The organism is Roseateles rivi, from assembly GCF_043555845.1.
Taxonomy (GTDB): domain Bacteria; phylum Pseudomonadota; class Gammaproteobacteria; order Burkholderiales; family Burkholderiaceae_C; genus Roseateles; species Roseateles rivi.
In genome coordinates this window covers 97,181-123,719 of the sequence record NZ_JBIGHZ010000002.1, presented here as the reverse complement: position 1 = coordinate 123,719, position 26,539 = coordinate 97,181, and the positions used below count along the sequence as shown (strand labels likewise).

Annotated in this window: 18 protein-coding genes and 1 CRISPR repeat array; of the genes, 11 read left to right on the top strand and 7 right to left on the bottom strand. The window is 65.8% G+C overall.

The genetic code is table 11. From position 1 onward, the window contains the following. Positions 1-79 precede the first annotated feature (79 nt). The 4 genes from ACG0Z6_RS04600 to ACG0Z6_RS04585 all read right to left on the bottom strand — a co-directional run bounded on the left by ACG0Z6_RS04600 (position 80) and on the right by ACG0Z6_RS04585 (position 4,710). Positions 80-1,096, bottom strand: coding sequence for a hypothetical protein (locus tag ACG0Z6_RS04600; protein WP_394458926.1), 1,017 nt, complete (start codon positions 1,094-1,096; stop codon positions 80-82). Positions 1,097-1,229: 133 nt separating this feature from the next. Then, positions 1,230-2,243 carry a hypothetical protein gene (locus ACG0Z6_RS04595; protein ID WP_394458925.1) on the bottom strand — a complete coding sequence of 338 codons (1,014 nt, stop codon included), beginning with the start codon at positions 2,241-2,243 and terminating at the stop codon, positions 1,230-1,232. 112 nt (positions 2,244-2,355) lie between these two features. Beyond that, a complete protein-coding gene (gene tkt, locus ACG0Z6_RS04590; protein ID WP_394458924.1) occupies positions 2,356-4,401 on the bottom strand; it encodes a transketolase in 2,046 nt (681 codons plus the stop codon). Between the two features lie 183 nt (positions 4,402-4,584). Further along, positions 4,585-4,710: a hypothetical protein gene (locus tag ACG0Z6_RS04585; RefSeq protein WP_394458923.1), complete on the bottom strand. Its 126-nt coding sequence runs from the start codon at positions 4,708-4,710 to the stop codon at positions 4,585-4,587. Between ACG0Z6_RS04585 and nosR the strand changes: the two genes are divergently transcribed. The 7 genes from nosR to ACG0Z6_RS04550 all read left to right on the top strand — a co-directional run bounded on the left by nosR (position 4,709) and on the right by ACG0Z6_RS04550 (position 16,376). Further along, complete coding sequence (gene nosR, locus ACG0Z6_RS04580) at positions 4,709-6,058, top strand: response regulator c-di-GMP phosphodiesterase, NosR family (RefSeq protein WP_394458922.1); 1,350 nt, start codon at positions 4,709-4,711, stop codon at positions 6,056-6,058. The two genes, ACG0Z6_RS04585 and nosR, sit on opposite strands and share 2 nt — an antisense overlap. 14 nt (positions 6,059-6,072) lie before the next feature. Beyond that, the gene (locus ACG0Z6_RS04575) at positions 6,073-6,624 is read left to right on the top strand and encodes a response regulator (RefSeq protein WP_394458921.1); all 552 of its coding nucleotides are present in this window, start codon (positions 6,073-6,075) and stop codon (positions 6,622-6,624) included. Continuing rightward, positions 6,621-8,765 (top strand): PAS domain S-box protein, encoded by a 2,145-nt coding sequence (locus tag ACG0Z6_RS04570; RefSeq protein WP_394458920.1) that lies wholly within the window; start codon positions 6,621-6,623, stop codon positions 8,763-8,765. The genes ACG0Z6_RS04575 and ACG0Z6_RS04570 overlap by 4 nt, the downstream gene beginning before the upstream one ends. A gap of 54 nt (positions 8,766-8,819) precedes the next feature. Beyond that, the gene (gene murU, locus ACG0Z6_RS04565) at positions 8,820-9,518 is read left to right on the top strand and encodes an N-acetylmuramate alpha-1-phosphate uridylyltransferase MurU (protein ID WP_394458919.1); all 699 of its coding nucleotides are present in this window, start codon (positions 8,820-8,822) and stop codon (positions 9,516-9,518) included. Positions 9,519-9,637: 119 nt separating this feature from the next. Next, positions 9,638-12,361 carry an EAL domain-containing protein gene (locus tag ACG0Z6_RS04560; RefSeq protein WP_394458918.1) on the top strand — a complete coding sequence of 908 codons (2,724 nt, stop codon included), beginning with the start codon at positions 9,638-9,640 and terminating at the stop codon, positions 12,359-12,361. Positions 12,362-12,554: 193 nt separating this feature from the next. Continuing rightward, positions 12,555-15,053 carry an EAL domain-containing protein gene (locus tag ACG0Z6_RS04555; protein ID WP_394459974.1) on the top strand — a complete coding sequence of 833 codons (2,499 nt, stop codon included), beginning with the start codon at positions 12,555-12,557 and terminating at the stop codon, positions 15,051-15,053. 96 nt (positions 15,054-15,149) lie between these two features. Continuing rightward, a complete protein-coding gene (locus ACG0Z6_RS04550; RefSeq protein WP_419964618.1) occupies positions 15,150-16,376 on the top strand; it encodes an FAD-dependent monooxygenase in 1,227 nt (408 codons plus the stop codon). A 58-nt stretch (positions 16,377-16,434) separates the two neighbouring features. Beyond that, positions 16,435-17,263: direct repeats of the CRISPR family, unit length 36 nt; unit sequence GTTCCGGCCAGAGCACATATCCCAGTGATCTAGACT. A gap of 71 nt (positions 17,264-17,334) precedes the next feature. Here ACG0Z6_RS04550 and cas2 read toward each other — a convergent pair. The 3 genes from cas2 to cas9 are packed head-to-tail and all read right to left on the bottom strand — an operon-like array spanning position 17,335 to position 21,743. Continuing rightward, positions 17,335-17,661: a CRISPR-associated endonuclease Cas2 gene (gene cas2 / locus ACG0Z6_RS04545; RefSeq protein WP_394458917.1), complete on the bottom strand. Its 327-nt coding sequence runs from the start codon at positions 17,659-17,661 to the stop codon at positions 17,335-17,337. Between the two features lie 27 nt (positions 17,662-17,688). Next, complete coding sequence (gene cas1 / locus ACG0Z6_RS04540; protein ID WP_394458916.1) at positions 17,689-18,624, bottom strand: type II CRISPR-associated endonuclease Cas1; 936 nt, start codon at positions 18,622-18,624, stop codon at positions 17,689-17,691. Between the two features lie 11 nt (positions 18,625-18,635). Beyond that, positions 18,636-21,743: a type II CRISPR RNA-guided endonuclease Cas9 gene (cas9, locus tag ACG0Z6_RS04535; RefSeq protein ID WP_394458915.1), complete on the bottom strand. Its 3,108-nt coding sequence runs from the start codon at positions 21,741-21,743 to the stop codon at positions 18,636-18,638. 391 nt (positions 21,744-22,134) lie between these two features. Here cas9 and ACG0Z6_RS04530 point away from each other — a divergent pair, with 391 nt between their 5' ends. The 4 genes from ACG0Z6_RS04530 (at position 22,135) to ACG0Z6_RS04515 (ending at position 26,501) form a co-directional block, all read left to right on the top strand. After that, complete coding sequence (locus ACG0Z6_RS04530; RefSeq protein WP_394459972.1) at positions 22,135-23,109, top strand: sodium-dependent bicarbonate transport family permease; 975 nt, start codon at positions 22,135-22,137, stop codon at positions 23,107-23,109. Between the two features lie 101 nt (positions 23,110-23,210). Then, on the top strand, positions 23,211-24,371 hold the full coding sequence (locus ACG0Z6_RS04525) for a sensor histidine kinase (protein ID WP_394458914.1): 1,161 nt from the start codon (positions 23,211-23,213) through the stop codon (positions 24,369-24,371). Beyond that, on the top strand, positions 24,368-25,138 hold the full coding sequence (locus tag ACG0Z6_RS04520; protein ID WP_394458913.1) for a LytR/AlgR family response regulator transcription factor: 771 nt from the start codon (positions 24,368-24,370) through the stop codon (positions 25,136-25,138). The genes ACG0Z6_RS04525 and ACG0Z6_RS04520 overlap by 4 nt, the downstream gene beginning before the upstream one ends. Before the next feature lie 193 nt (positions 25,139-25,331). Continuing rightward, positions 25,332-26,501, top strand: a complete 1,170-nt coding sequence (locus ACG0Z6_RS04515; RefSeq protein ID WP_394458912.1) for a GGDEF domain-containing protein — start codon at positions 25,332-25,334, stop codon at positions 26,499-26,501. Positions 26,502-26,539: the final 38 nt, after the last annotated feature.

Sequence of the window (26,539 nt, the reverse complement as noted above, 5' to 3'; positions counted from 1 at the left end):
AAGTGAAAGCGCTACTGGGCCCAGATTCTCCCCGATTCCGGCCCCCCTAAATCTGGGGCTGGGCGGGGTGGTGCGCGCTTCAGCTGGAGCTGGGGTTGAGGTTCAACACGCCACAAGGGACTTTGACCAGCAGCCTTGTGCCGAACAGCTTGCGGGCTGCTTGCTGCGACGGCATGGCGAGCTGGCGCTGGCTGAGCCAATTCAAAAACAGCGTGCGGTTGGAGTCCTTGACGCCCTCCGCTTCCGCCACGTTGGGCAGGCTGGGACCGAAGATGGAATAGCGCACCGCGAAGGGGCAACTCATGGTGTTGAAGTCAAAGTGTGCCTCGGCCTTTTCAATGTCCTCGGTCATAGACAGGAACTTGGGCAAGTCGAAGGCTTCTTCTTTGAAGGCCAGCATGTTCTGTTTGTAGGGTACATAGGTGAACTGCTGGCGCAGCACGACGGGCTCTTCTGTGCCCGTGCGGCAGGGCATGCGGTAGCTTTTAGCCCAGTCCAGGGCCGCGGTTTCAAGGGTGGAAGCGCCCGTGGAGTAGATCAGCTTCAACTCAGGCTCTTGAGTGCCCGTGCCGTTGAAGGTGATGGCTAGTACCGCGTGCTCAAAGGCATCGTTCTTGCGATTCTTGGCCTTGTCGATGGCCGGGGGGTGTCCGGGGGGAAGGACCACGCAACTCGGTGCCCGCTGAGGTGCCTCAGCCACTGGCACGGAGTCCAGCACCGAGTTGCTGAATTGAAATTCCTGCACCGCCACCACGCTGCCGTCGCTGGCCTTCAGGCAAGGCAGCCGGTAGCTTTTGACATGCGCCAGCACCAGTTTTTGCATGTCGTCCCGCGCCGTGTTGGCCAGGATTTCAACTTTGGGTGGAGCGTCGGGCTGCTCAAACTGCAGCTTTACGCGCATGAAGCCGGGGGTTCGGTCGAGCTCGTGCTGTTCAGGGTAGGCCAGAGGCTTGGCCGGGCGCTGCAGGCAGCTGAGCGATTGCGCGGCCGAGGGCGGTGTGATGTCGACGGGTGAAGACTGCGCCCAGACTTGTGAAACCCCCAGCGCAAAGACAAAGGCCGCCGCGCGGCGGCCTGGCAAAAAATGCGATGACATGAGCGAGTGCCCTCCATCGAACAATGATCAGGACACTCTAGCAGCGGCCCTTGTGGGGCCTGCTACGGGTTTACCGCTTCAGTTGCGGGCAGCGGGTCAGAGGGCATGGATCTGCTGGTGGATGCGGCGCGGACTAGTCCAGATCCAGCCGTCCACAGGGCACATGGACGGTGAACTTCTCACCAAACAGGCTGCGCTCCATGGCCACGGTGGTGACCGCCAGCTGCCTTTGGCTGAGCCATTGCAGGAACAGCGCCCGGTTGGGGTTGGGACTGCCTTCGGATTTGGTTTCGTTGGGCAGGGTTGGGCCGTAGTAGGTGTATCGCACCTGGAACGGGCAGCTCATGGTGTTGAAGTCAAAGCGTGCCTGGACCGTGTCAAAGTCCTGTGTCAAACGCAGGAACTCGGCGAGCGCAAAGTCGGTTTTCTTCGGGGTGTAGAAGCGGCTGCGCTGCGGCACATAGACAAAGTGTTGTCGCACGACGTTGACTTCGTCGCCTGCCTTGCGGCAGGGCATGCGGTAGTCCTTGACGTAGGTGGCTGCGGCTTCTTCCAGGTCTTTGTTGCCCGTGGAGTGGATGATCTGGACCTCGGGTGCCTGCTGGCCATCACCCGCAAAGGCCAGGGCCAGCACGGTGATCTCAGGGGCAGAGGGCGTGCGGATGCCAAGCTCCTCAATGGCTGGCGCCTTGTGGCGGGGCATGACCACACACAGCGGCTCACGCTTGGGGGCCTCGGCCAGGGGGCGGGACGCGGGTTGCATGCCGCTGAACTCAAACTCTTGCACCGCCGCCACGCTGCCGTCGCTGGCTTTGAGGCAGGGCAGCCGGTAGCCCTTCAGGTAGGCGAAGACCTGGTCTTGCATGTCTTCGGCGGCAGTGTTGGCCAGCACCTCGACGCTGGGTGCTGCGTCGGGCTGCTTGAATTCCAAGCGCACGCGCATCAGGCCTGTGCGGTGGTCGTACCTGGAAGTTTTGGGATATTGCGGTGCGGCGGCCGACCGCTCCAGGCAGGCCAGCGACTGCGCGGCCGATGGCGGCGTGGCATCGATGAGCGCGTTGGTTTGCGCCCGTGTGGCTGGGGTGATGCTGGCCAATCCAAGGCCAGCAACCACCGCCCAGAGCGAACTTTGTCGACAACGCTGCATGCCAACCCTCCAAGCACCGTCAAAGCAGGATCGGCGGACTTTATCGAGCTTGTAGGGGCGGGTTGTGCGCCAGGCGCAACGCGTGCGCTGCACCTGGTGCTGGCGGGGCGTGTCAGCGGCGCTTCAGTCGCGCCTCACCCACGGCCACCTTCACGGTGTTGGCCACGTTTTCGGGGGTGAAGCCGAAGTGCTTGAACAGCACGGGTGCGGGAGCGCTCTCGCCGTAGGTGTCGATGCCCACCACGGCCGCGCAGCCGTACTTCCACCAGAAGTCGCTCACACCGGCTTCCACGGCGATGCGGGGCAGCGCGGGCGGCAGCACGGACTTTTTGTAGGCGGCGTCCTGGCGGTCGAAGACGTTGGTGCAGGGCACCGAGACCACGCGCACGGGGATGCCGGATTGGCCCAGCAGCTTTTGCGCTTCCAGTGCCAGCTGCACCTCAGAGCCGCTGGCCAGGATGACGGCGCGGGCCTTGCCCTTGATGCCGGCGTCCTTGGGCTCGCGCAGCACGTAGGCGCCACGGGTGATGTCGTCCGCAGCGGTCTTGTCGGCGTAGGGCAGGTTTTGGCGCGACAGGGCCAGCACGCTGGGGCGCTGGGCGTTGGCCAGGGCCATGGTCCAGGCCACCACGGTTTCGGTGGTGTCGGCCGGGCGCCAGACGTCCAGGCCAGGAATCAGGCGCAGGCTGGAGACATGCTCGACGGACTGGTGCGTGGGGCCGTCTTCGCCCAGGCCGATGGAGTCGTGGGTGAAGACGTGGATGACGCGCTGCTTCATCAGCGCGGCCATGCGGATGGCGTTGCGGCTGTAGTCGCTGAAGGTCAGGAAGGTGCCACCGTAGGGGATGTAGCCACCGTGCAGGGCCACGCCGTTCATGATGGCGGCCATGCCAAATTCGCGCACGCCGTAGTTGATATGGCGTCCGCCGTTGGGCACGCCGGCGTCAAAGCGCAGCGAAGGCGTGGCCTTGGTCTGGGTGAGGTTGGAGCCGGTCAGGTCGGCGCTGCCGCCCAGCAGCTCGGGCAGCGCGGCGGTGAAGTGCTCCAGCGCAATCTGGCTGGCCTTGCGGCTGGCCACGGTTTCGGCCTTGTCGTGAGCTGCGGCCACGGCGTCCACGGCCAGCTGCGCGAAGTTCTCGGGCAGCACACCGGCCATGCGGCGCTGGAATTCAGCGGCCAGCGCGGGGTGGGCGGCGGCGTAGGCGTCAAAGCGCTCGTCCCAGGCGGCTTCAAGCGCGGCGCCGGCGGCCTTGGCGTCCCAGGCGGCGTAGACCTCGGCGGGGATGACGAAGGGCGCGTGCGGCCAGTTCAGGGCCTCGCGGGTGAGCTGGATTTCCTCGCCGCCCAGGGGCTCGCCGTGGGCCTTGGCGGTGTTGGCGCGGTTGGGGCTGCCCTTGCCGATGTGGGTCTTGCAGATGATGAGCGTGGGCTTGGCGCTGCTCTTCTTGGCTTTGCCGATGGCGGCGTCCACGGCGGCGGCGTCATGGCCGTCGATGGGGCCGATCACATCCCAGCCGTAAGCGGCAAAGCGCTGGGCGGTGTTGTCGGGGAACCAGGGGGCGACTTGGCCGTCGATGGAGATGCCGTTGTCGTCGTACAGGGCAATCAGCTTGTTGAGCTGCCAGGCACCGGCCAGCGAGCAGGCCTCGTGGCTCACGCCTTCCATCAGGCAGCCGTCACCCAGGAAAACGTAGGTGTGGTGGTCCACGATGGTGTGGCCATCGCGGTTGAACTCTTGCGCCAACAGCTTTTCAGCCAGCGCCAGGCCCACGCCGTTGGTGATGCCCTGGCCCAGCGGGCCGGTGGTGGTTTCAACGCCCGGGGTGATGCCCACTTCGGGGTGGCCGGGGGTTTTGCTGTGCATCTGGCGGAAGGCCTTGAGGTCTTCGATGCTCAGCGCGTAGCCGCTCAGGTGCAGCAGCGCGTAAATCAGCATGGAGCCGTGGCCGTTGGACAGCACGAAGCGGTCGCGGTCAGCCCAGTGCGGGTTGGTGGGGTTGTGGCGCAGGTGGCGGGCCCACAGGGCCACGGCCATGTCGGCCATGCCCATGGGGGCGCCGGGGTGGCCGGAGTTGGCTGCCTGGACCGCGTCCATGGCCAGGGCACGGATGGCATTGGCCATCTGGGTGGGGGTGGAGGCGGTGGCTTGGTCGGGCATGGCGGCTAATGCTGTGGGTTGCGGGGAAACCCGAAATTTTACAGGCCCGCCACGCCCATCCTCAGGAGTGTGCATGTCGCGCGGCCAGGAGGGCGTTGCGCCATCAGGTTTGCTGCGCTGGGGCCGAAAGAGCTGGGGAGACGTCGCGATAGGGTCTGTTATTGCCAAGCGGTGTCAAGTTGTTCACGCCCACAGCGAAGGCCCTTGGCCTGTGCTGACCTGGATTGTTAGATGCTTGGTGTGCGGTGCTGCGCCCTGGAGTGTGGGTGCGGTGCGCGCAAAGCAGTGCCCCTGTTGGGAGGTAGGCATGTCAGATACCCCTCAAGCGCCTCCGGCCACGATCTTGTTCGTCGACGACGAGAACGCCATTCTCAGCGCGCTACGGCGGCTGTTTCGCCCCCAGGGCTACCAGATTCTGGTGGCCGACAGCGGCGAGGAAGGGCTGCGCCTGTTGGAAGAGCAGCCTGTCGATTTGGTGATTTCGGACATGCGCATGCCCGTCATGGACGGCGCGGTGTTTTTGGAGCAGGTGCGCCAGCGCTGGCCCGATGCAGTGCGCATGCTGCTCACCGGCTATGCCGACATTGCCTCCACCATTGCGGCCATCAACCGCGGAGAAATTCACCGCTACATCGCCAAGCCCTGGGACGACCAAGACCTGTTGCTGTCCGTGCGCGAAGCGCTCTCGCGCCGGTCCTTGGAGCGCGAGAACTTGCGTCTGCTGGCTTTGACCCAGGCCCAGAATGAAGAACTGCGTCTGGCCAACGAGACGCTGGAAGAGCGCGTCAAAGCCCGCACGCTGGAGCTGGAGCAGGTCAACGACATGCTGCATGCGGCCTACCAGCAGCTCGAAGACAACTACATCCTCTCCATGGACGTGTTTGCCGGGCTGATGGAGTTGCGCGAGCGTGGCTCGGCCGGCTATTGCCGCCAGGTGGCCAAGCTCGCCCAGGGCGTGTCCAAGCAGCTGCAGCTGCCGCACTACGACGTGCAGGACGTGTACGTGGCAGGGCTGTTGCACGAAGTGGGCCGTCTGAGCCTGCCCGATGCCATGCTGCAAAAACCCGTCTCGCTCATGAGTGCTGAAGAGCTCACGCGCTTCCGCCGCCACCCGCTGGCGGCCGAGGCCGCGCTCATGCCCTTGCACTCGCTCAAAAAAGTCTCAAAGCTTGTGCGCATGCAGATGGAACGCATCGACGGCAAGGGCGTGCCCGACGGCATCAGTGGTGCGGACTTCACGCCCGCGGCGCAAGCACTGGCCCTCTCCATTGAATACCACGGCCTCATCAACGGGCGGCTCTCGCAGCGCAGCTACAAGCCCGAGGAAGCCGCGCAACTCATCGCCGGCACAGCGGGTACACACTACAACCGTGCGGTGGTGGAGGCTTTTCGCGCCTACCTGGCCGAGACGCGTGACGAGGTGCAAAGCGACGTCTGCATCACAGCCAACGATCTGCGCCCGGGCATGGTGCTGTCGCGCGATTTGCTCAGCGCCAAAGGCACTTTGCTGCTGGCCGCTGGCTTCAAATTTGACGGGCAGGTGGTGCGCCAGATTCACGAATTCGTCCAGCGCGAGGGCTCCAAACTCAAGCTCTACGTCCTACCCTTCAAGACTGAGACCAACGCTGGTGCGTTGGCCGCCGAAACCAGCCCCTGAATGTCGGAGTCTGTATGAAAACCACGCGACTGCTGCTCGTTGACGATGAGCCGCACATCCTCAGCGCCCTGTCGCGGGCCTTGCGGCACGAGTTGCGTGGCCGCATTGAGGGGCTGCAGATGGACACCGAGTGCGAGCCCCAAAAGGCCCTGGAGCGCCTCAAGACACAGTCTTATGCGCTGGTGATCTCTGACTTTCGCATGCCCGGCATGACCGGCGCTGAGTTGCTGGGGTTGCTCAAAATCTTGCAGCCCTATGCGGGGCGAGTGATTTTGTCGGGTCAGGTGGACCGCGACGGGCTCATGGCTGCCATCAATGCCGCGCGCATTCATCGCTTCTTGAGCAAGCCCTGGGAAGACGCCGAGGTGGCCGCCGTGGTGTTGGACGTGCTGCAGCAATGCCGCCAGGAGGCCGAGACGGACTTGCTGGCCGACATCCAGCGTGCGCGCCAAAACGACATCAGCCCGCAGGAACTTGAGCGCCGCCGCCTGGAGCGCCTGGAGCCCGGCATCACACGCGTGCAATGGGACCTGGACGGCGCCTACCAGCTGGAGCCGCCTCGGTGAGCGCGCGGCAGGCCGTGGCTGAACACACCCCGGGGCTGCCGCCGCCGCTGCTGCGCTGGCTTGACGCCGTGGCCGCCCCCATGCTGGTCACGCAAGGGGACCACACGCTGCTGGCCAACTCAGCCATGCAGCGGCTGCTGGGATTTGACGCCGAGGCGCTGCAGGCCATGCCCTTTGACGCCTGGACCAGTGAGGCCACGCGCGAGGCCTTTCGCGAGCATGCACTGCGGGCGCTCAGCAGCGCTGACGACCAGCCCGTGCTGGAGGTCGAGGCTGTCACGGCCAGCGGCACGGTGCGCTATCTGGAAGTCACCGTGCGCAGTCTGCTCAGCGCGGGCGAACGCTTTTTGCTGCTCACCGCGCAAGACCTCTCGGACATGCGCTTCGTGCAGCAAAGCCTGCTGGAAGTGGGCCGGGTGATGCATCAGATCGTCGAAAACGATCCTGTGCCCACCTATGTCATCGATGTCAATCACCGCGTCACGCACTGGAACGCCGCCTGCGCGCAGCTCACCGGCGAGCCTGCCCATCGCATGATTGGCAGCCGCCACGTCTGGCGCGCCTTCTTCGATGCCGAACAGCCCACGCTGGCCGACTTGGTGCTGGACGGCACCATCGCGCAGCGCGGCCCCGAGGTCTACGGCCCCAAGCTACGCCCCTCGCCGGTGGTGCCGCAGGCTTGGGAGTACGAGGGCTATTTCGCGCACTTCGGCGGCGGGCGCTGGCTGTACGTGAACGCCGCGCCGTTGCTGGACATGGAAGGCAAGACCGTGGGTGCCATTGCGACGCTGCAAGACGTCAGCGCCAGGCGCCAGACCGAAGACGAGCTGCGCCGCCACCGCAATGCGCTGGAGCAAATGGTGGCCGAGCGCACCGCCGAGTTGCTGGAAACCCACCACGATCTGGACGCCTTTTTGGAAAACGCGCCCGTGGGCATTCTCACCACCGAGGAGCAGCGCATCGTGCGCCACAACCGCACCTTCTCGCAAATGTTCGAACTGCAAGACGGTGCTGAGGTGGGGGCCTTTGACGAGCGCTATTTCATGAGCGCCGAAGACCTGGACGCGCTCATGAGCGACGCCAAGCCGCTGCTGGCTGCGGGCGAATGCGTCTCGCACGAAATGAAGATGCGCACCATGAGCGGCGCCCAGCGCTGGGTGCAACTCATCGCCTACGCTGCCGAACCCAGCAGCGGCTGCGTGCGCGTGTGGTGGCTGCTGCAAGACCGCACCGCCATGTGGCAGGCTCAGCAAGAGCAGGTGCTCAACTACCGCCGCATTCAAGACACCAACGAGCGCCTGGCCGAGGCGCAAAGCCAGCTGCTGCAGTCCGAGAAGATGGCCTCCATCGGTCAGCTCGCTGCCGGGGTGGCACACGAGATCAACAACCCCATCGGCTTTGTGTCCTCCAACATGAGCACCATGCGGCGCTACATGGAGTCCATGCTGCAGCTCATCGGCCTCTACGAATGCCTGGACTTGAGCCAGCTGCCCGAGCAGCTGCGCGCCCAGATCGCACAGCTCCAGCGCGAGGCTGACTTTGAATTCATCCACGAAGACCTGCCCGAGCTGCTCAAGGAAAGCGACGAGGGCCTGGGCCGCGTCAAAAAAATCGTGCAGGACTTGAAGGACTTCTCGCGTGTGGACCACTCCGACTGGCAGGAGGCCGACCTCAATGCGGGGCTCGAGTCCACGCTCAATGTGGTCATGAACGAGGTCAAGTACAAGGCCGAGGTGCGGCGTGAATACGGCACCCTGCCGCCCGTGCGCTGCCTGGCCGCGCAGCTCAACCAGGTGTTCATGAACCTCATCGTCAATGCCGCCCACGCCATTGAAAAGCGCGGCGTCATCACCCTGCGCAGCGGCTGCGAGCGCCGCAATGTCGACGGGCACGACGCCCCATGGGCCTGGATCGAGGTGCAAGACGATGGCTGTGGCATGAGCGAAGAAGTCAAGCGCCGCATCTTCGAGCCCTTCTACACCACCAAACCCGTGGGCAAGGGCACGGGGCTGGGGCTGTCGCTGTCCTTCTCCATCGTGCAGCGTCATGGCGGGCAGATCGAGGTGGACAGCACACCGGGCCTGGGCACGCGCTTTCGCATCTGGGTGCCGGTGGCCGGTCCGCAGGTGGCTGCAGCCTGAGCCCGGCGCGGCGCGGGCCCTACACTGCGCGGCTCCACAAAAACCACCTGCAGCATGCGAGCCATGATTCTTGCGGCCGGGCGCGGCGAGCGCATGCGGCCGCTCTCGGACCACACCCCCAAACCCCTGCTCATGGTGCAGGGCAAGCGCCTGATTGAATGGCATATCGAACGCTTCGCCGCGGCGGGCGTGCGCGAGATCGCCATCAACTGTGCCTGGCTGGAAGCCCAGTTCGAACCGGCGCTGGGCGACGGCAGCCGCTGGGGCGTGCGGCTGCAGTACTTCTTTGAGCAACGCGACCACGGCGGCGCGCTGGAGACCGCCGGTGGCCTGCGCAAGGCCCTGCCTTGGCTGGCGCCGCAGGGGCACGAGGCGTTTTGGGTGGCCTCAGGCGATGTGTTCCTGCCTGGCTTTGCCTGCGACACCGCTGCTGCCCAGCGCTTTGCCGCAGACGCCACGCGCGAGGCGCACCTCTGGCTCATCCCCAACCCAGCACATCGCCCGCAGGGCGACTTCGCCATCGGGCCCGAGGGTCGCGCCAGCGCCAGCGGCTCGCCCACCTACACATGGTCCTGCATCGGGCTGTTCAAGCCCTCGCTGTTGGCTGGGCTGCCCCTGGGTCAAGCCAGTCCGCTGCGGCCCTGGCTGGACGCGGCCCTGGCGCGGCACAGCCTCAGCGCCGAGCTCTACTGCGGCGCCTGGAGCGATGTTGGCACCCCTGAGCGGCTGGCCCAAGCGCAGGCGCTGCGCTGACGGCGCTTGGCACGTCATGGCCCCGGCATGGGCCTGATGCAGTGCCATTTACTGCTACTTCCTGCACGAACTGACCCCTGCTGGGCGTGCGCAGCTGCGCATCTGCAAGTACAACTGGAATGAGCCACCCAGGCGGCGCGTGGAGCGACCGCCTGCCTGGGCTGAAAAAGCATTCTCTTGAGGTGTACGGCATGAGTTTGGCTTTGCTCCAGCAAGCCCCTAACATCGACAGCGCTGTGCCAGCAGAACCGGGCACGGCCCTGGCCGTGCGCGAACCCACTTACGACACCCTGGTGCAATTGGCCGCCCAAATTGCGGGCGCCGAGATGGCCGCCCTCATGCTGGTGGAGGGCGATCAGTTCCGCATGCTGTCCTGCCTTGGGTTGCCCGGGCGGGGCACACTCATGCCGCGCGAAGCGCTGATGTGCAACGAGGCGCTGGCCCACAAACACACCCTGGTGGTGCCCGACGCCGCAGCCGACCAGAAGTTCTGCGCCTACGCCGTGGTCAGCGGCGCTCCCCACGTGCGCTTCTACGCCGGGCTGCCCTTGTTTGATACGGCCGATCGGCCCCTGGGCACGCTGTGCGTGATGGGCTTACAAAGCCACGGCCTGGACGAACGCCAGCACCAGCTCCTGCGGCTGTTGGCGGACATGGCCGCCGACGGGCTGCAGCTGCGCCAATCCCTCAAAGACGAACACACGCAGCGCGAACAGCAGCTGATGTCCGTGATGCAGCAGCTGCAGCACAGCGAGCAGCGCTTCAAGCTCGCGGCTGACAGCGGCGGCATTGGCATCTGGGACTGGAATGTGCAGTCCGGCGAGCTCTTCTGGGACGCGTGGATGTTCCGCCTCTATGACGTCGACCCGCAAGTCGGTCCGCTGAGCTTTGAGGATTGGGCCCGCGTCGTGCACCCCGAAGACTTGCCTGAGGCCACGCGCCAGCTCCAGGCTGCATTGCAAGTCGGCGGGCCAGCGTTCAACACCGAATTTCGCGTGCGCTGGCGCGACGCCAGCTGGCACACCCTGCGCGCCTCGGCGCAAGTCATGCGCGACGCCCAAGGCCAGGCGCTGCGTGTGGTGGGCGCCAACTGGGACCTCACCGAGCTGCGCCGCCTGGCCGAGCACATCGCGCGCCAGCTCGCCGCCGAGCTGGCCGAGCAGCACGAGCTGCTGCGCGTGACGCTGCGCTCCATCGGCGACGGCGTCATCACCACCGACGCCCAAGGCCATGTGCAATGGCTCAACCTGGTGGCCGAGCGCCTCACGGGTTGGTCTTGCGACGAGGCCCGCGGCCAGCCTGTGGCGCAAGTCTTTGCCTTGCAAGACGAGCACGGCGCGCGGCGCGGCGACACCGCTGTGCAACAGTGCTTGAGCGAGCCCGGCCAGGCCAGCCCACCAACGCAGGGCGTGCTGCTGTCGCGCAACGGCCAGCGCTATGGTGTGGAGGAAACGGTCTCGCCCATACGCAGCGAAAACGGCGCCCTGCACGGCACCGTGCTGGTGTTTCACGACGTCACCGAGCAGCGCCGCCTGGTGGGCGAAATGCGCTATCGCGCCACCCACGATCAGCTCACCGGCTTGCTCAACCGAGGTGAGTTTGAAGCACGCCTGGGCGCCATGCTCGACGATGCCCACACCCGCAACAGCGAGCATGTGCTGATGTTCCTGGACCTGGACCAGTTCAAGCTCGTCAACGATGCCTGCGGGCATGCCGTGGGCGATTTGATGCTGGTGCAAGTGGCGCGCTTGTTGGGGCAATCGGTGCGTGGCCACGACGCGCTGGCCCGCCTGGGCGGCGACGAATTTGCTGTGCTGCTGGAGCACTGCCCACTGGCGCAGGGCCGACGCGTGGCGCAGCAAATCTGCCAGCAAATGGAGGACTTTCGTTTCAGCCACGAGGGGCGGCGTTTTCGCATTGGCGCCAGCATCGGTCTGGTGCTGGTGGACGATCGCTGGGGCAGCACCTCGCTCATCATGCAAGCCGCCGACTCAGCCTGCTACGCCGCCAAGGAAGCCGGGCGCAATCGCGTGCATGTCTGGTTCGAGACCGACATGGCCATGCGCGAGCGCCACAGCGCCATGCAGTGGACCAGCCGCATCGAAAGCGCGCTGGACCACGACGGCTTTGAGCTCTACGCCCAGCGCATCGTGCGCATCCTGGCACCGGGGCAAGTCGACGAGGGCGGGGTGCGCGCCGAGGTGCTGCTGCGCCTGCGCCAGGAAGACGGGACCGTGGTCGCGCCGGGCAGCTTCCTGCCCGCTGCGGAGCGCTACCAGATGGTCACGCGCATTGACCGCTGGGTGCTCTCTCATGTGCTGGACTGGTTGCACCTGCACCCCCAGCTGTCGCGTCTGGAGCTGCTCAGCGTCAACGTCTCGGGCCAGTCCGTGGGCGACCGCGCCTTCCACGCGTGGGCGCTGCAGCAGCTCCACCGCGCCGGCCCCGAGGTCTGCAAGCGCCTGTGCCTGGAGGTCACCGAAACCGCCGTGGTCACCAGCCTCTCGGACGCTGCGCTCTTCATCGACCAGCTGCGCCAGGTGGGCGTGCGCGCCTCGCTGGACGACTTTGGCTCGGGGGCCTCTTCTTTTGGCTACCTCAAGCAATTGGGGGTGGATGAGCTCAAGATCGACGGCCAGTTCGTTCGTGACCTCATCAACGACCCCCTGGATGCCGCCGCCGTGCGCTGCTTTGTGGATGTGGCCAAAGTCGTGGGCCTGCACACCGTGGCCGAGTTTGTGGACAACCCCCGCGTGCTGGAGCGGCTGCGCAGCATGGGCGTGAACTACGCCCAGGGCTACCTCATCCACAAGCCCGAACCCCTACAGCAGCTGCTGGCCTGAGAGGCAGCGGCGGCGGTGTTTCAAAAAAGCTGCGCTCAACAGTCCGCAAGCTGCCGGTAAAACTTGCTTTGTTGGGGTTTTTGCGTCGGCAAGGCGAGGGAGCATCTGTCCGAGAGGCCCTGGCTCGTCAGTGCCTTTGCAAGCTTGAGGTGCTAGGGTCAAGACAACGCCCCTGGAGATGTGTGTGCCCCCCATGCTTGCTGATGAATTTGGCGTTGCAGTCCATGCTCACCCGGACGACACGCGTTGGTTCCGAACACTGGCCGATCACTCACCGGCCGGGGTGTATTGCACCGACACGCAAGGGCTGACCACCTACGTCAACCCACGCTGGTGCGAAATCTACGGCAACACCGCCGCGGGTGCACAGGGGCAGGGCTGGCTAGACACCATCACCGCTGAAGACCGCGACGGCGTCCTGCGCGCCTGGCAGCAGGCCGTCAGCAGTGCCAGCCCCTTCAAGATGCGTTTTCGCCTGCGCCATGCTGACGACAGCCTGCGCCACATCTACAGCACCGCAGAACCCGTGCGCAACGAGCAAGGCCAGCTGCAGGGTTTTGTTGGCACCGTCATCGACGAAACCGACTGCGTCAACGCCATGCGGCGCATGCACGAAAGCCAGCAACGCCTCTCACTGGCTACCGACAGCGGTGGCATTGGCGTCTGGGACTGGAATGTGCAAACCGGCGAACTCTTCTGGGATGCCTGCATGTTCCGCCTCTACGACGCTGACCCGCAAAAAGGCGTCCCAAACCGGCAAGCCTGGGCCGACTTGCTGCACCCCGATGACCTCGCCGGCACCTTGCGCCGTCTCGACGAGCTGCTCAAGGTGGGCAGCCCACCCCTGAACACCGAATTTCGCGTGCGTTGGCGCGACGGCAGCTGGCACACCCTGCGTGCGGCGGCCAAAGTCACGCGCGACGCCCAGGGTCGCGCCCTGCACGTGGTGGGCGTGAACTGGGACCTCACCGAAATGCGCCGCCTGGCCGAGCAAATCGCCCACCAGCTCGCCGCCGAACTGGCCGAGCAGCACGAGCTGCTGCGCGTGACGCTGCGCTCCATTGGCGACGGCGTCATCACCACCGATGCCCACGGCTGCGTGCAGTGGCTCAACCCAGTGGCCGAGCGCCTCACTGGCTGGCGCTGTGCCGATGCCACCGGTCAACCCGTGGCCCAGGTGTTTTGCCTGCAGGAGCAGCCCGACGAGGGCTCCGGCCCCGTGCTGTGCTCGCGTCACGGCCAGCGCTGCGGCGTGGAGCACTCGGTGGCGCCCATCCTGGCGGCCGACGACCGCGTGCTCGGTGAAGTGCTGGTGTTTCACGACGTCACCGAGCAGCGCCGCATGGCGCGCGAGATGCAGTACCACGCCACGCACGACACCCTCACCGGCTTGATCAACCGTCGCGAGTTCGAGCGCCTGCTCACCCCTCATCTGGGCCCACGCCAGCACCCCGTGCGGCGCGGGCGCTACGGCGCCTTGCTGCTGGTGGACCTGGACCAATTCCGCCTCTTCAACGACGCCTGTGGCCACGCTGCGGGCGACGAGCTGCTGAACCAGGTGTCGCAGCTGCTGCAAAGGACTGCGCCCTGGGGCAGCTTGGTCTCGCGCATGGACCGCGACGAATTCGCCGTGCTGCTGGAGCACGCCACGCTGCGCCAGGCCGAGCGCTTTGGGCGGCAAATCTGCCACCAGATTGGCTTGCTGCGCGTGGTGCACGCCAACACCAGCTACCGCGTGGGCGCCAGCGTCGGCCTGGTGCCGCTCAACCACAGCTGGGGCAGCGCCGAGCAGCTGCTGCAAGCCGCCGACGCCGCCTGCCGCGCCGCCAAAGACGGCGGGCGCAACCGCGTGCATGTCTGGGTCGGCTCAGACCGTGTCATTCTGGAGCGCCGCAGCGAGCGCCACTGGGCCAACCGCCTGGAGCTGGCGTTGGATCAAGGCAATTTTGAGCTCTACGCCCAGCGCATCGACGCTGCGCAGGCCTCGCCCGGCGCGCCCACGGGCCTGCGTGCTGAAGTGCTGCTGCGCCTGCGCCAGGCCGACGGCAGCCTGGAGCTGCCCGGCGACTTCATGCCCGCGGCCGAGCGCTACCACCTCGCCACCCGGCTGGACCGCTGGGTGCTCACCCAGGTGCTGCGCTGGCTGCGCAAGCAGCCCTCGCTGCAGTGGCTGGACCGGCTCAACATCAACCTCTCGGGCCAGTCCATCAACGACAACCTCTTCCAAGCCTGGGTGCTTGACCAAGTCGAGCGCGTCGGCCCCGAGGTGGCCCAGCACCTGTGCCTGGAAATCACTGAAACCTCCGCCGTCACCAACCTGAGCGCCGCCGCGGCCTTCATCGATCACCTGCGCCAGGCCGGTGTGCATGCCTCGCTGGACGACTTTGGCGCGGGCGCATCGTCCTTTGGCTACCTCAAACAGCTGGACGTGGACGAGCTCAAGATCGACGGCCAGTTCATCCGCGACCTCATCAGCGACCCGCTGGACGAAGCCGCCGTGCGCTGCTTTATCGACGTGGCCAAAGTCATCGGCATCAGCACCGTGGCTGAATTCGTTGAAAACGACGCCACCCTGCAGCGCCTGCGCGCCATGGGCATCAGCTATGTGCAAGGCTATCTGCTGCACCAGCCCCAGCCCCTGGCCCAACTGCCGGCGCAGGCCGAGCTCACGCCTGCCTGCTTGCAGGGCTGAAACGCCCTGAGCGCCCGCGCAGCGCAGCGGTGGCGCTAGACTGCCACGCGGCTGCTGACGCCGCCGCCGCAGACCACCGCTCATCCCCGTTCGCGCATGACTTCCTCCCGCACTCCAACCGCCGCGGCGCTGAGCCTGGCCGTGGTCGGCGCAGGCCCCGCCGGTCTGGCCCTGGCCCTGCTGGCCGCACGCCAACTGCCCCAGGCCCACATCACCCTCTACGACGCGCGCGCGCTGGACAAAGACATCAGCGCCGACCCCCGCACCCTCGCGCTGGCCCTGGGCAGCGTGCAACTGCTGCAGCGCCTGGGCTGCTACCCCGCAGCGCAGGCCCAGCCCATCGTGCAAGTGCACGTCAGCCAGGCACCGCCCACCGCGCACCACCCCCTGCTGGGCCCTGGGGGCGAGCCCCAGGTGTGCATCAGCGCCGCCGAGCAAGGCTGCGACATGCTGGGCGCCGTGCTGCACTACGGCCAGCTGCTGGCCCCGCTGCAAACCGCCTGGCTGGCCAGCGCCCAGGCCGCGCCGCAGCGCCTGCACACCCGCTTTGGTCAAGGCGTGGCCGCGCTGCATCCCCAAAGCGGCGGTGTGGACATTGAGCTGGCCGACGGCCAACGCCAGCGCCACGACCTCGCCGTGGTGGCCGAAGGCGGTGTCTTTGCCGACCAATCCCGCAAAGCCCTGCACCACGACTACCAGCAAAACGCCTGGGTGGGCACCGTGCAACTCGCGCCCGACAGCCCCGTGGGCGTGGCCTACGAACGCTTCACCCGCCACGGCCCCGTGGCCCTGCTGCCCCTGCCCGCCCAAGGCCCGCAGCGCCGTGCCGCCCTGGTGTGGTGCTGCAGTGCTGCGCACGACGACATCGCCACCCTCAGCGACAGCCAACGCCTGCACCTGCTGCAACACCAGCTGCCCGCCAGCCTGGGCCCGCTGCAAGGCATCAGCCCGCTCAAATGCTTCCCCCTGGGCCTCAACGCCGAACGCCGCCTCGTGCAAGGCCGCACCGTGCGCATCGGCAACGCCGCCCAAACCCTGCACCCCGTGGCCGGCCAAGGCCTCAACCTCGGCCTGCGCGACGCCTACACCCTGGTCGACGCCCTGCGCCGCCACCCCACGCCCGAAGCCGCCCTGGCCCACACCGAACGCCACCGCACCCCCGACCGCTGGCGCACCATCGCCACCACCGACTTCCTCGCCCGCAGCTTCACCTGGCAATGGCCCGGCCTGGGCGCCACCCGCGGCCTGGCCCTCGCCGCCCTGCAAGCCCTTCCCCCCCTCAAAACCGCCCTGGCGAGGCAGATGATGTTTGGGGGGAGGTGAGGGGTTACATATCCCAGTGGTCTAGACTAATGCGCTTGCTCTACCAACTGAGCTAAAAGTTCCGGCCAGAGCACATATCCCAGTGATCTAGACTAAGGCATCACCGACCGGCCCATCACCGTGTGTTCCGGCCAGAGCACGTATCCCAGTGATCTAGACTCGCTTCGGTGGTGCGGCCCACGTCCTCGAGGTTCCGGCCAGAGCACATATCCCAGTGATCTAGACTGCATAGTCGGCCTCGGCCATTCGCGCCTCGGTTCCGGCCAGAGCACATATCCCAGTGATCTAGACTCAATTTGGGCATGGGCTCTGCGGCGGCTGAGTTCCGGCCAGAGCACATATCCCAGTGATCTAGACTTGCCACCACCCTCAGCGCCATGCCGCTGGGGTTCCGGCCAGAGCACATATCCCAGTGATCTAGACTGCTCCTGCGCGAGAACCGCATCCAGCTCGCCGTTCCGGCCAGAGCACATATCCCAGTGATCTAGACTCCTGGTCGCAGCAACCCGCCACAAGGCGCTGTTCCGGCCAGAGCACATATCCCAGTGATCTAGACTTTAATAAACATTGGAATGCGCCGACCGCTGTTCCGGCCAGAGCACATATCCCAGTGATCTAGACTCCAGTGAGGTCGATGAGGTGGGCGGTTTCCAGTTCCGGCCAGAGCACATATCCCAGTGATCTAGACTGTTTGCGGACGAGGCTGCAGAGGTCAAGCGGTTCCGGCCAGAGCACATATCCCAGTGATCTAGACTGCATAGTCGGCCTCGGCCATTCGCGCCTCGGTTCCGGCCAGAGCACATATCCCAGTGATCTAGACTTTCCGATAGTCGCATACCGTGCGCGCGCTAGTTCCGGCCAGAGCACATATCCCAGTGATCTAGACTAGGTCGGCAGCAACCCCTTGATTTATCAAGGGGTTTTTGCTTTTTGGGGCGTGAAAAATTGATCCACGGTGTCAAAAAAGGTCGAACTGGTCGGGTGTTTTTGGCGGGGGTTGTTTGGCTTGGCCGCGGAAGCTGATGATGCGTTCGTACTGCTTGTCGGTGAACTGCAGGATATTGACCTTGCCCCCTTGGGGCAAGACGCTTTGAACACGTCTGCAGTAGGTGTCGACCTGCGTGGCGCTGGTGCAAAGGCGCAGGTAGACGCTGAACTGACTCATTTCAAAGCCCATGTCCAGCAGGGCGTTGCGGAACTCAGTCGCAGCGCGCCTTTGGGCCTTTTCGACCACTGGCAGGTCAAACATCACCATCATCCACATCAGCCTGTATCCGGTCAGCATGGGCTTGCCAGCAGGGGTGCTGGATTTTCAGAAGGGCTCCTGGCCTAGCAGTGGTGCCAGGTCCAGTGGCAACGGGGGCGGGGGCAGGTCTAACTTGTCTCGTTCGCCCAGGTAGACCTGGGCCAGAGACACCGCCAGCCTTTGCATGCAAACCATGACGGGTGTGGTGCCAGCGGGGGTTTGCAGGTCGGCGTAGAGGGTCAGCACCAAGGCGCGTTTGACTTCGGGGCTCAGTGTGTCTGTGCCGGACTTTTGCAGCCGCCAGACTTTGAGGTCGATCAGCGGCCGAAAGGGTTCCATCAAGTCGTCCACCAGCCGCATGGCGTTGTTGTCATGGCTGTGGTGCAAGCCCAGGCTGGGATGCAGCCCCGCTGCAATGACGGCACGGGCCATGGCAGCCCGCAGGACGGTGTAGCCGTAGTTCAGCAAGCTGTTCAACCCGCTGCCTTGTTGGTCACGGCGGAATTGCGCACCAAACAGCAGGCTCCAGTAACGGCGTGCGCCTTGAGCTTCGAGGTTGTCTGGGTCACCGCTGCGCACTTTGCTGGCCAGGGCTTTGAGTGGGGCGTCCGGGGCACCAGTGGCGGCCAGAGCGGCACCCTGTTGCTCGAGCTTGGATTTCACCACTGCAGCCCACAGGCGTTTGTGGGTGGGCAGTTTGCTGGCCAGCTGTGCGTCAATGCGCCTGGCTTGTTCGAAATGGCCATCAATGGGCCAGAGCATGCTGACGGCGTTGTGGTTGGGGCCGCACACCACCATGGGGGCACCACGCTCGGCCAGGGCAACCAGCAGGTTGTTGCTGTAGCTCAGGCCGTGGGCGTTGGCGATGAGTGCTGCAATGTCGTCCAGCGCAACTTGCCCCAATTCGCGGCCACCGGGCTGGGTGTCTTTGACCACCAGAAAGCCTCTGTGAACGCTGAGGTGGCGGTGGTCGTCGGCGACTTCGACGATGCGGCCCAGCACGATCTCCGCCTTTACTTCTCGGTGATCTCACCGATCGGTGAGACCGTGACTTTGCGCCCCATGGCCTTTTGCAGTGAGCCAGCCATTTTCGAGATGTAGGCAAATGAGTCTGACTTGTTGCGGTTGCGCGCGTCCACGTTGGCCTCGTGAAGGTCGCACATATAGATCTGACCATTCGTGCTGACTGTGGCCACGCGCATGGTGCGCAAGCCCCCATCAATTTTCAAACGTACGGTGTCACCAATCATCAGGCGCATGACCAGGGGCTTGCCGGAGAGGCTCAGTTGGGCATCGCGCAAGCGTGCCAGTCCTCCTTGGCGCGCCGCTTGATAGGCCTCAAAGGTTGAGATCACTTCGCCCTGCCAGCGGCCTTTGTCGTCGCGCACGATGTCGATGCAGTGATTGCTATCGCCCTTGTAGCCTTTGTAAGGGCGTGGTGAGCCGTCTGGAAGGCGACCATGGCGCTGGGTATGCGTGGGTTCGACCATGGGAATCACCGTCAGCGCTTCTTCCACACGAACACGCTTGCCATCAATGGGCTTGTGAACCGCCACACGGCCATTGCCCAACAAGGCGTAGGCCGTGTCGTTGTGCATGGCCCCTTCGTGGCTGTGGTCGGGCTTGTGGCTGACCCAGATGTGCTGCACGGCGCGGGCCACGTGCTCGCGGTAGGTGGGCCAGGGCAAGGGCATGTCGCGCACCAGTCGTTGCAGGCCATCGGCCCGCGCGCTGGCGTTTGCTTGCGCAAAGCGCTGCAACATGCCTTGGTCGGTGACTCCGATGACGCAGGCGTCGACGGCATGGTGCCGGTGGTCATCGCGATTTTTTTCACCGTTGACTCCCAGCACCGTGTTCAAGCCGAACAAGCCTCGCAACATGGCAGTCATTTGTCCGGGAATGACACGGGTGCGCTGTGGACAGATAAGTTCCAGGTACTCGCGGGCCACACGGCTGAGGTAGCGCGTGTCGTTGAGTGCCCTGGCCAGGAAGCCACTGCTTTCGCCTTCCCAGCGTTGCATGCCGTCGGGTGCAAAGCGGTAACCCTTGTTGCGGGGCATGGTGGCGGCGCGTGCCAGCATGGCCTGATAGTCGTAGCCGGGAATGGTTTTGGCGCCGAAGGCTTCGAATGGGGTTTGATTGCCTTTGAGTCGGTTGGCGCTGCGCAAGGCCAGGGTTTTGTTGGCGGCGGAGTCATCCAGGGTGCGCGAGAAGGGCAGGATGTGCTCGATCTCCACCTCGGGGCTGAGTAGCCGCGCCATGCTGATGACCTCGCCGGTGTAGGGGCAGCAGCGATCCGCAGCGTTGTAAGGGTTGAGCTCTTCCCACAGGCGCAGTTTGAGCAAGTCGTCGTGCGAGACCCGGTTCGGTTCTATGCCCAGCACCTGGGCCACCGTGGCGCGGTGACGGGCGTTGCGGTCTTGGGCCTGTGCCTGCTGCTTTTGTGCCTCCAGGCGCGCGTCACGGCTTTGTTTGAGTTCCCGTGCCAACTCGACCACCACATCGGTGGGGTGGCCGTAGCGACGAATCAAGGCGTTGACGACCCTGCGCACTTGGTTGAGGCCGATATGCACGGTGGGGTTGGCGATGCGGCCAAAGCGTTTCTCGGGTGGGTCGGCTTCGGTGGCTCGCAGGTCGGCAAAGCCGACATGGCGCTGCAGAAATTCACCGTAGTAGGGCAGCTCTGTGAATACATGCAAGGTTTGAATCTCGCCCGTGCTGGGCACTACGACTTCGCGAGCCAGGGTGCGCCCAGGGATGGCCACGCCCACGCCGCTCAGGCGGCTGTGGTGAAAGCCAGCGGCTTGGGCGGCTTGGGCGTAGCCCACGGCTTCGGCAGCCAGCACCGGCAGGATGTGCGCCAGTGCTGCTGCGCTGAGGCTGCCGTAGCCCTCAGGGAGTTTGGCATTGGCAATGCGTTCGGCACAGGCTTCGTCAACGTGGGTATGTGCTTGCAGCCAATCGATGAGTGCCGCTTCGCTTTGCTCCTCCAGCAGTTGGGTCACGATCTGGTCTTGCAGGCCAAGCTCAAAGTCATGCCAGGCGGGGCCAAACAGCTCCTTGCGTGCCAGTACCAGGCTGGTGGCATTGCCTTTGAGTTCCTTGCGTTTGACATCGGCCAGGTTGAACTCGGTTCCACCGGGTAGGCCCAGCAGTTTGGGTATGGCGCTGGCAAAGCTGAGGTTGCGTTGCTCCAGTGCGCTGGTGAGCCGTTGCCGCTCGTCGAGGGTCAATGCTCGTTCCTGCAGCGTGTCGTTGAGGACGCGCAGGTTGGCCACTTCCTGAAGGGTGCGAAAGCGCTGCTGGCTGGGCAGTGCCAGCGGAGCGCGGGGCTCATCGGGCAGCAAGGTGCAACGCCCAGGTATGACGGGTCTGAGGTTGCGCTGAAACAGCAGCACGTCTTTGAGGCGCTGACCGGCCTCAGTTGGAAAGAGGGTCGGCTGCAACTGGGCTTGCTTGGCCCAGAGGGCATCGAATTCAGCAGCGACCATGGCTCGGTCGACGTATAGCTCGTAGTGTTTGTCGAGCTTGGTTTTACCTTGCTCGGTGGTGATGCGTTGTTCTCTGAGCCGTGCCCGAACACCTTGGCCGCTTTGCTGGCGGCGTGCCAGCCACTCGCCCACGGTGCGGCATCCTTCGGCCGCCAGCGTTTGCTGTGTGGTGTTGATGGCCTTTTTGAGGGCTCCGCTGTCGTTTTCTTTGGAGTCGGTTTTGCGGTTGCTCTTGAAGCCACGGCGCTGATTGATGTGGAACAGCGCCCTGGCGAATTCGCCTGGAGACAGGGCATGGTCCAAGCCTTTGGCACGCAGTACATAGGGGTCCAGCCGCTCCAGGGCTTTGCGCTCCAGTGTGTCTTGTGGGAAGTAACCCAGTTCAAGCAGCGCGCACATCATGCGGTGCTTGCGCTTGAGCAGCCGGTCGCGCCGGCGGCGCATGGCACGCGCCAAGCGGCGGTCAACTGCCAGGGAAGCGCCCGTTTTGGGGTGGCGACCATCACTGAAGATGCGCACGCCTGAACGAATCACTGCCGTGGGCTCGAGTTGGTCGTTGAGGCGGAGCACGGCCCAGCCAATTGAAGTGCTGCCCAAATCAAGGGCCAAGCGGTAGCGCGTGGTGTGCATGGTTCTCTCCCGAATCGTTATGAGTGTCATGGTAGAGTCCGCGCCTACATATCACTGGGATATGTGCTCTGGACGCTAACAAGCTGAAGCGAGTTTTCGCCAGATGCACCAAATGGAAGGCCGCGCATGCGCGGCCTTCGTCTTTTTGTCGCTGCCTGCAGCTACCGCATGGCATGGCGCTTTTGCGTGTTAGTCGCAGCGCGCGGCGGCACTGCCCAGTGCCTCAGATCACCTCTGTACTGTCTCTGACTCCCGTGCGCATAGCGTCCGCTTCGCTTTTGGTGGCGGGGCGGGCAGGGTTTTCCTGCGATTGGGGTGGTGCTTTCCCATAGACTCGCGCGGGCATTTTTGACCATGGTCGTTAGGGAGAGACACGATGAACAGTTCGGCGTTGGCGGGGTTTTTGGACCCGGCGGTTTTGTTTTTCGTGTTTGGCATGCTGGCCGGGGCGGTGCGGTCGAATTTGGAGATTCCGCAGCCGGTGGCGCGGTTTTTGTCGCTCTACCTCTTGATGGCTTTGGGGCTCAAGGGCGGGTTTGCGCTGGCCAAGTCGGGTTTGACGGTGGAGGTGTCGGTGAGCCTGGCGGCGGCCTTGGGGCTGGCGGTGGTGGTGCCGGCGCTGGGTTATGTGTTGCTGCGCCGGCTGCTCAATGGCTTTGATGCGGCGGCGCTGGCGGCCACTTATGGCTCGGTGAGTGCGGTGACCTTCATCACCGCCAGCCAGTACCTCGCGGACCACGGTGTGGCTTATGGCGGGCATATGGCGGCGGCGCTGGCGCTGATGGAGTCGCCCGCCATCATCATGGCGGTGCTGTTGGCGAACTTGACGCGCCAGCGCGAGGCGCGCGCGGGCGGGCGGGCGCTGCCCGAGGGGCACAGCCTGCGCCATGTGATGCATGAGAGCCTGACCGATGGCGCACAGCTGCTGCTGCTGGGGGCCATGGTGGTGGGCATTTTGAGCGGCGAGGCGGGCGAGCAGGCCATGCAGCCGTTTGCGGGCGATTTGTTCAAGGGCATGCTGGCCTTCTTCCTGCTGGACATGGGTTTGCTGGCGGCGCGCCATGTGGGGCAGTTGCGCGGCATGTCGCCCTGGTTGCTGGCTTATGCGCTGGGCGGGCCGCTTGCGCATGCGGCGCTGGCGCTGGCGCTGGCCGCGAGCCTGGGTTTGGGCGTGGGTGACGGCACGCTGCTGATGGTGCTGGCCGCCAGTGCCAGCTATATCGCCGTGCCTGCGGTGGTGCGCCAGGCCATTCCGGAGGCGCGCCCGGCGCTGTACTTTGGCATGTCGCTGGGGCTGACCTTCCCCTTCAACATCTTGCTGGGCATTCCGCTCTACGCCACGGTGGCGCAGCGCGTGCTGGGTTGAGCGGCGCTTGGCGGTGCGGCGCTGTCGACTGGCGCCGCGCTGCTGTCGATTGGGCGCGCGCCAGGTGAGTGGGGGGTGGGTGGCTTTCTACACTGCGCCCCATGACGACCTCGAACCCCCCCTCTTCAGCGCGCCCGCTGCGGGCGCAGTGGCTGGCGTTTTGGCGCGGCTTTTCGCCCGCCATGCACGACGAAGTGCGCACACCCGCGCAGCAGCTCGTGGCCACGGTTTTGTTCAGCGTCTTCATGGCGGTGTTTTTCACGCTGCTGTGGGCGGTGTTCAACCCCGCGCGTGCGGCGCAGGCCAGCGCTTGGGCGTGGCTGAGCGCCCTGGGGCGCAACCTGGTGGTGTCGGGCTGCGTGGGCGGGGCCATTCACGGGCTGTTCGCGCTGGTGCTGCCGCGCTTGGGCGGCCATGCGGCCATTCGCCAGCGCCCGAGCTGGCAGCGCAGCCTCATCTACGCCGGGCTGCCCATGCTGGGGGTGGCACTGGGCTGGCCGCTGGGCATGGCGCTCAGTGGCAATGCGCCTTCGGGCTGGTTTTGGAGCCGCAGCGGCACGATGTCGGTGCTCATTGCGCTGGGGCTGTCGGCGTGCATTTCGCTGGTGGTGCATGTCATCTACGCCGCCCGCGAGCGTGAACGCGAGCAGCGCCGCCGCGCCACCGAGGCCCAGCTGCAGCTGCTGCAGGCGCAGATGGAGCCGCACTTTCTCTTCAACACCCTGGCCAATGTGCAGGCCTTGATCGAGGACGAGCCCGCGCGGGCGCAGGCCATGCTGGGGGCCTTCACCACGTATTTACGCGCCTCGCTGCAGGGCTTGCGCCAGGGCGCGGGCACGCTGGGGGCGGAGCTGGATTTGCTGCGCGCCTACCTGGCTGTGTTGCAGCAGCGCATGGGCCCGCGGCTGCGCGTGCAGGTGGAGGTGGACGAGGCCTTGCTGGCCCTGCCGCTGCCGCCGCTCTTGCTGCAGCCGCTGGTGGAAAACGCCGTGCACCACGGCGTGGAGCCCAAGCTGGAGGGTGGCACGGTGTGGGTGCGTGCCTGGCGCGAGGGCGAGCGCCTGGAGTTGGAAGTGCGCGACGACGGCGTGGGCCTGGGCGCATCGCGGCGCGGCGGCCACGGCCTGGCGCTGCAGAATCTGCGTGCGCGGCTGGCAGCGCGCTGGGTCGATGCGGCGCAGCTGCAGCTCAGCCCCGCCGAGCCCGGTTGCCGCGTACGCCTGAGCTTGCCGATAGACCCACCCACACCCGCTCACCCATGAACACCCGCCGACCCTTGGCCCTGGTGGCCGACGACGAACCCGTGCTGGCGCAGCGCCTGTGCAAGCTCCTGAGCGCGCAGTGGCCCGAGCTGGAGCTGCTGCCCGTGGTGCACGACGGCCTGACGGCGGCACGCATGATCGAGGAGCAGCAGCCCGACGTGGCGTTTCTGGACATCCAGATGCCCGGCCTCAGCGGTCTGGAGGTGGCGCAGGGCATTGAGGGCGCCACGCGTGTGGTGTTTGTGACCGCCTACGACCAATACGCCCTGGCGGCCTTTGAGGAGCAGGCGTTGGACTACCTGCTCAAGCCCGTGGAGGCGCAGCGCCTGGCGCGCACCGTCGCACGCCTGCGCCAGGCCCTGCAGGCGCCGCCGCAGCCCGATTCGGCCGCCTTGCTCGCGGCGCTGCAGCGCCTGCAGCCCAGTGGCGCGGCCCAGGGTGCGGCGCTGCGCTACATCCGCGCCAGCCAGGGCGAGCAAACGCACCAGCTGCCCGTGGAGGACGTCATTTACTTCCATGCCGACGACAAATACACCTGCGTGCGCACGGCGCGTGGCGAGTACTTGATCCGCACGCCCATTCACGAACTGGTGGCGCAGCTCGACGCCCAGCAGTTCTGGCAGGTGCACCGCTCCACGGTGGTCAACCTCGCGCAGGTGGCGGGCACGCGGCGCGACGAAGCCAGCCGCCTCTTTGTGCGCTTTCACGGCGCCAGCAACGAGCTGCCGGTCAGCCGCGCCTACGTGCACCTCTTCAAAGCCATGTGAGCTGCAGTGCCGTGCCGCTGAAAGCGGCGGCACAGCCGTACTGCGCTATTCGGGTAATCCACCAGTGGCGCGGGATTGGGAGTAAAAACGCCCCACGTTGCGCGCATGGGCAGTGGGGCGCGGCACACGCACAAAGACAGGTTTTTGCGGAGGGTGTGGCGGCTGCGCGGGGTGAACCGTGGACGGAATCGACATGCGTGCATTGGCCTGGGTGGGTTCGGCCCTGGGCCTGTGGATGGGCTTGGTGCTGCTGGGCGTGCGGCGCCACCACCTTAGAGACACCCCCGGCATGCTGCTGTGGGCCTGGGCACCGCTGCTGTGCGCGGCGGGCTGCCTGGCCTACGCGGCCTGGGGCCAGTGGCCTGCGGCGCTGGTGGTCACGCTGGCCAACGGCCTGGTGCTGGGCGCGGCCGCGCTCTATGTGCTGGGTGCACAGCGTTTTTTCGGGCAACCGCTGCAGCTGGCTGCGCTGGCAGGCTGGGTCAGTGCTTGCCTGGTGCTGATTCAGCTGGCGCACCAGCTCTGGCCGCAGGCGCGGGCCGAGGCGCTCTTGCTCCTGCTCGGCGCGGCGGGCCTGAGCTGGGCATTGCAGCGCCTGTGGCAGGGTCAGCGCATGGGTGCTGCGGGGCGCTATTTGCAAGGGGTGCAGGCCGCGCAGGCGGCGCTGCTGGCGCTGTGCCTGGCCCAGCTGCTATGGCCGAGTTCGCTGGACGTGCCCCATGGCGCCATGTTTCTGGCGCTGTGCGCCACGCTGCTGATGATGGGGCTGGGCGTGCTGCTGCTGGCCTCGCAGCGCCTGCGCGAGGAGTTCATGCAGCTGGCGCGGCTGGATGCGCTGACAGGCTCGCTCACGCGCACGGCCTGGCTGGAGCAAGCCGAGATGGAGCTGGCGCGCTGCCGCCGCTACGGGCACGCGCTGTCGCTGCTGTTTTTCGACCTCGACAGCCTCAAGCACATCAACGACCAATACGGCCACCGCGTGGGCGACCGCGTGCTGCGCGAGGCCGTGCAGCAGGCACGCCTGACGCTGCGCCAAAGCGACCAGCTCGGGCGCCTGGGCGGTGAGGAATTCGCCGTGCTGCTGCCCGAAACCGAGGTGGCCAGCGCCATGCAAGTGGCCGAGCGCCTGCGCCAAGCGGTGGAGGTGGGCCCCGGCGCGCCGCGCACCAGCATCAGCGCGGGCCTGGTGAGCCTGGGCGCGTTTGAGGCCATTCCCGGCGGGCTCGACGAGCTGCTGTCGCGCGCCGACGCCGCGCTGCTGCGCGCCAAAACCCTGGGCCGCAACCGCGTGGAGCTGTGCGCGCAGGAGGCCGATCCGAGCCCAACCTCGATGCCCACGGCGCTGGAGGGCGGTTTGGCATAGATAATCGCCACCCGCCTGTTTCGGGCGTGCTCACCTGC

Coding starts and splice junctions, on each gene's coding strand:
- ACG0Z6_RS04600 (WP_394458926.1), bottom strand. CDS start 1,096: ATGTCATCGCATTTTTTGCCAGGCCGCCGCGCGGCGGCCTTTGTCTTT.
- ACG0Z6_RS04595 (WP_394458925.1), bottom strand. CDS start 2,243: ATGCAGCGTTGTCGACAAAGTTCGCTCTGGGCGGTGGTTGCTGGCCTT.
- tkt (WP_394458924.1), bottom strand. CDS start 4,401: ATGCCCGACCAAGCCACCGCCTCCACCCCCACCCAGATGGCCAATGCC.
- nosR (WP_394458922.1), top strand. CDS start 4,709: ATGTCAGATACCCCTCAAGCGCCTCCGGCCACGATCTTGTTCGTCGAC.
- ACG0Z6_RS04585 (WP_394458923.1), bottom strand. CDS start 4,710: ATGCCTACCTCCCAACAGGGGCACTGCTTTGCGCGCACCGCACCCACA.
- ACG0Z6_RS04575 (WP_394458921.1), top strand. CDS start 6,073: ATGAAAACCACGCGACTGCTGCTCGTTGACGATGAGCCGCACATCCTC.
- murU (WP_394458919.1), top strand. CDS start 8,820: ATGCGAGCCATGATTCTTGCGGCCGGGCGCGGCGAGCGCATGCGGCCG.
- ACG0Z6_RS04560 (WP_394458918.1), top strand. CDS start 9,638: ATGAGCCACCCAGGCGGCGCGTGGAGCGACCGCCTGCCTGGGCTGAAA.
- ACG0Z6_RS04555 (WP_394459974.1), top strand. CDS start 12,555: ATGCTTGCTGATGAATTTGGCGTTGCAGTCCATGCTCACCCGGACGAC.
- ACG0Z6_RS04550 (WP_419964618.1), top strand. CDS start 15,150: ATGACTTCCTCCCGCACTCCAACCGCCGCGGCGCTGAGCCTGGCCGTG.
- cas2 (WP_394458917.1), bottom strand. CDS start 17,661: ATGCTGACCGGATACAGGCTGATGTGGATGATGGTGATGTTTGACCTG.
- cas9 (WP_394458915.1), bottom strand. CDS start 21,743: ATGCACACCACGCGCTACCGCTTGGCCCTTGATTTGGGCAGCACTTCA.
- ACG0Z6_RS04525 (WP_394458914.1), top strand. CDS start 23,211: ATGACGACCTCGAACCCCCCCTCTTCAGCGCGCCCGCTGCGGGCGCAG.
- ACG0Z6_RS04520 (WP_394458913.1), top strand. CDS start 24,368: ATGAACACCCGCCGACCCTTGGCCCTGGTGGCCGACGACGAACCCGTG.
- ACG0Z6_RS04515 (WP_394458912.1), top strand. CDS start 25,332: ATGCGTGCATTGGCCTGGGTGGGTTCGGCCCTGGGCCTGTGGATGGGC.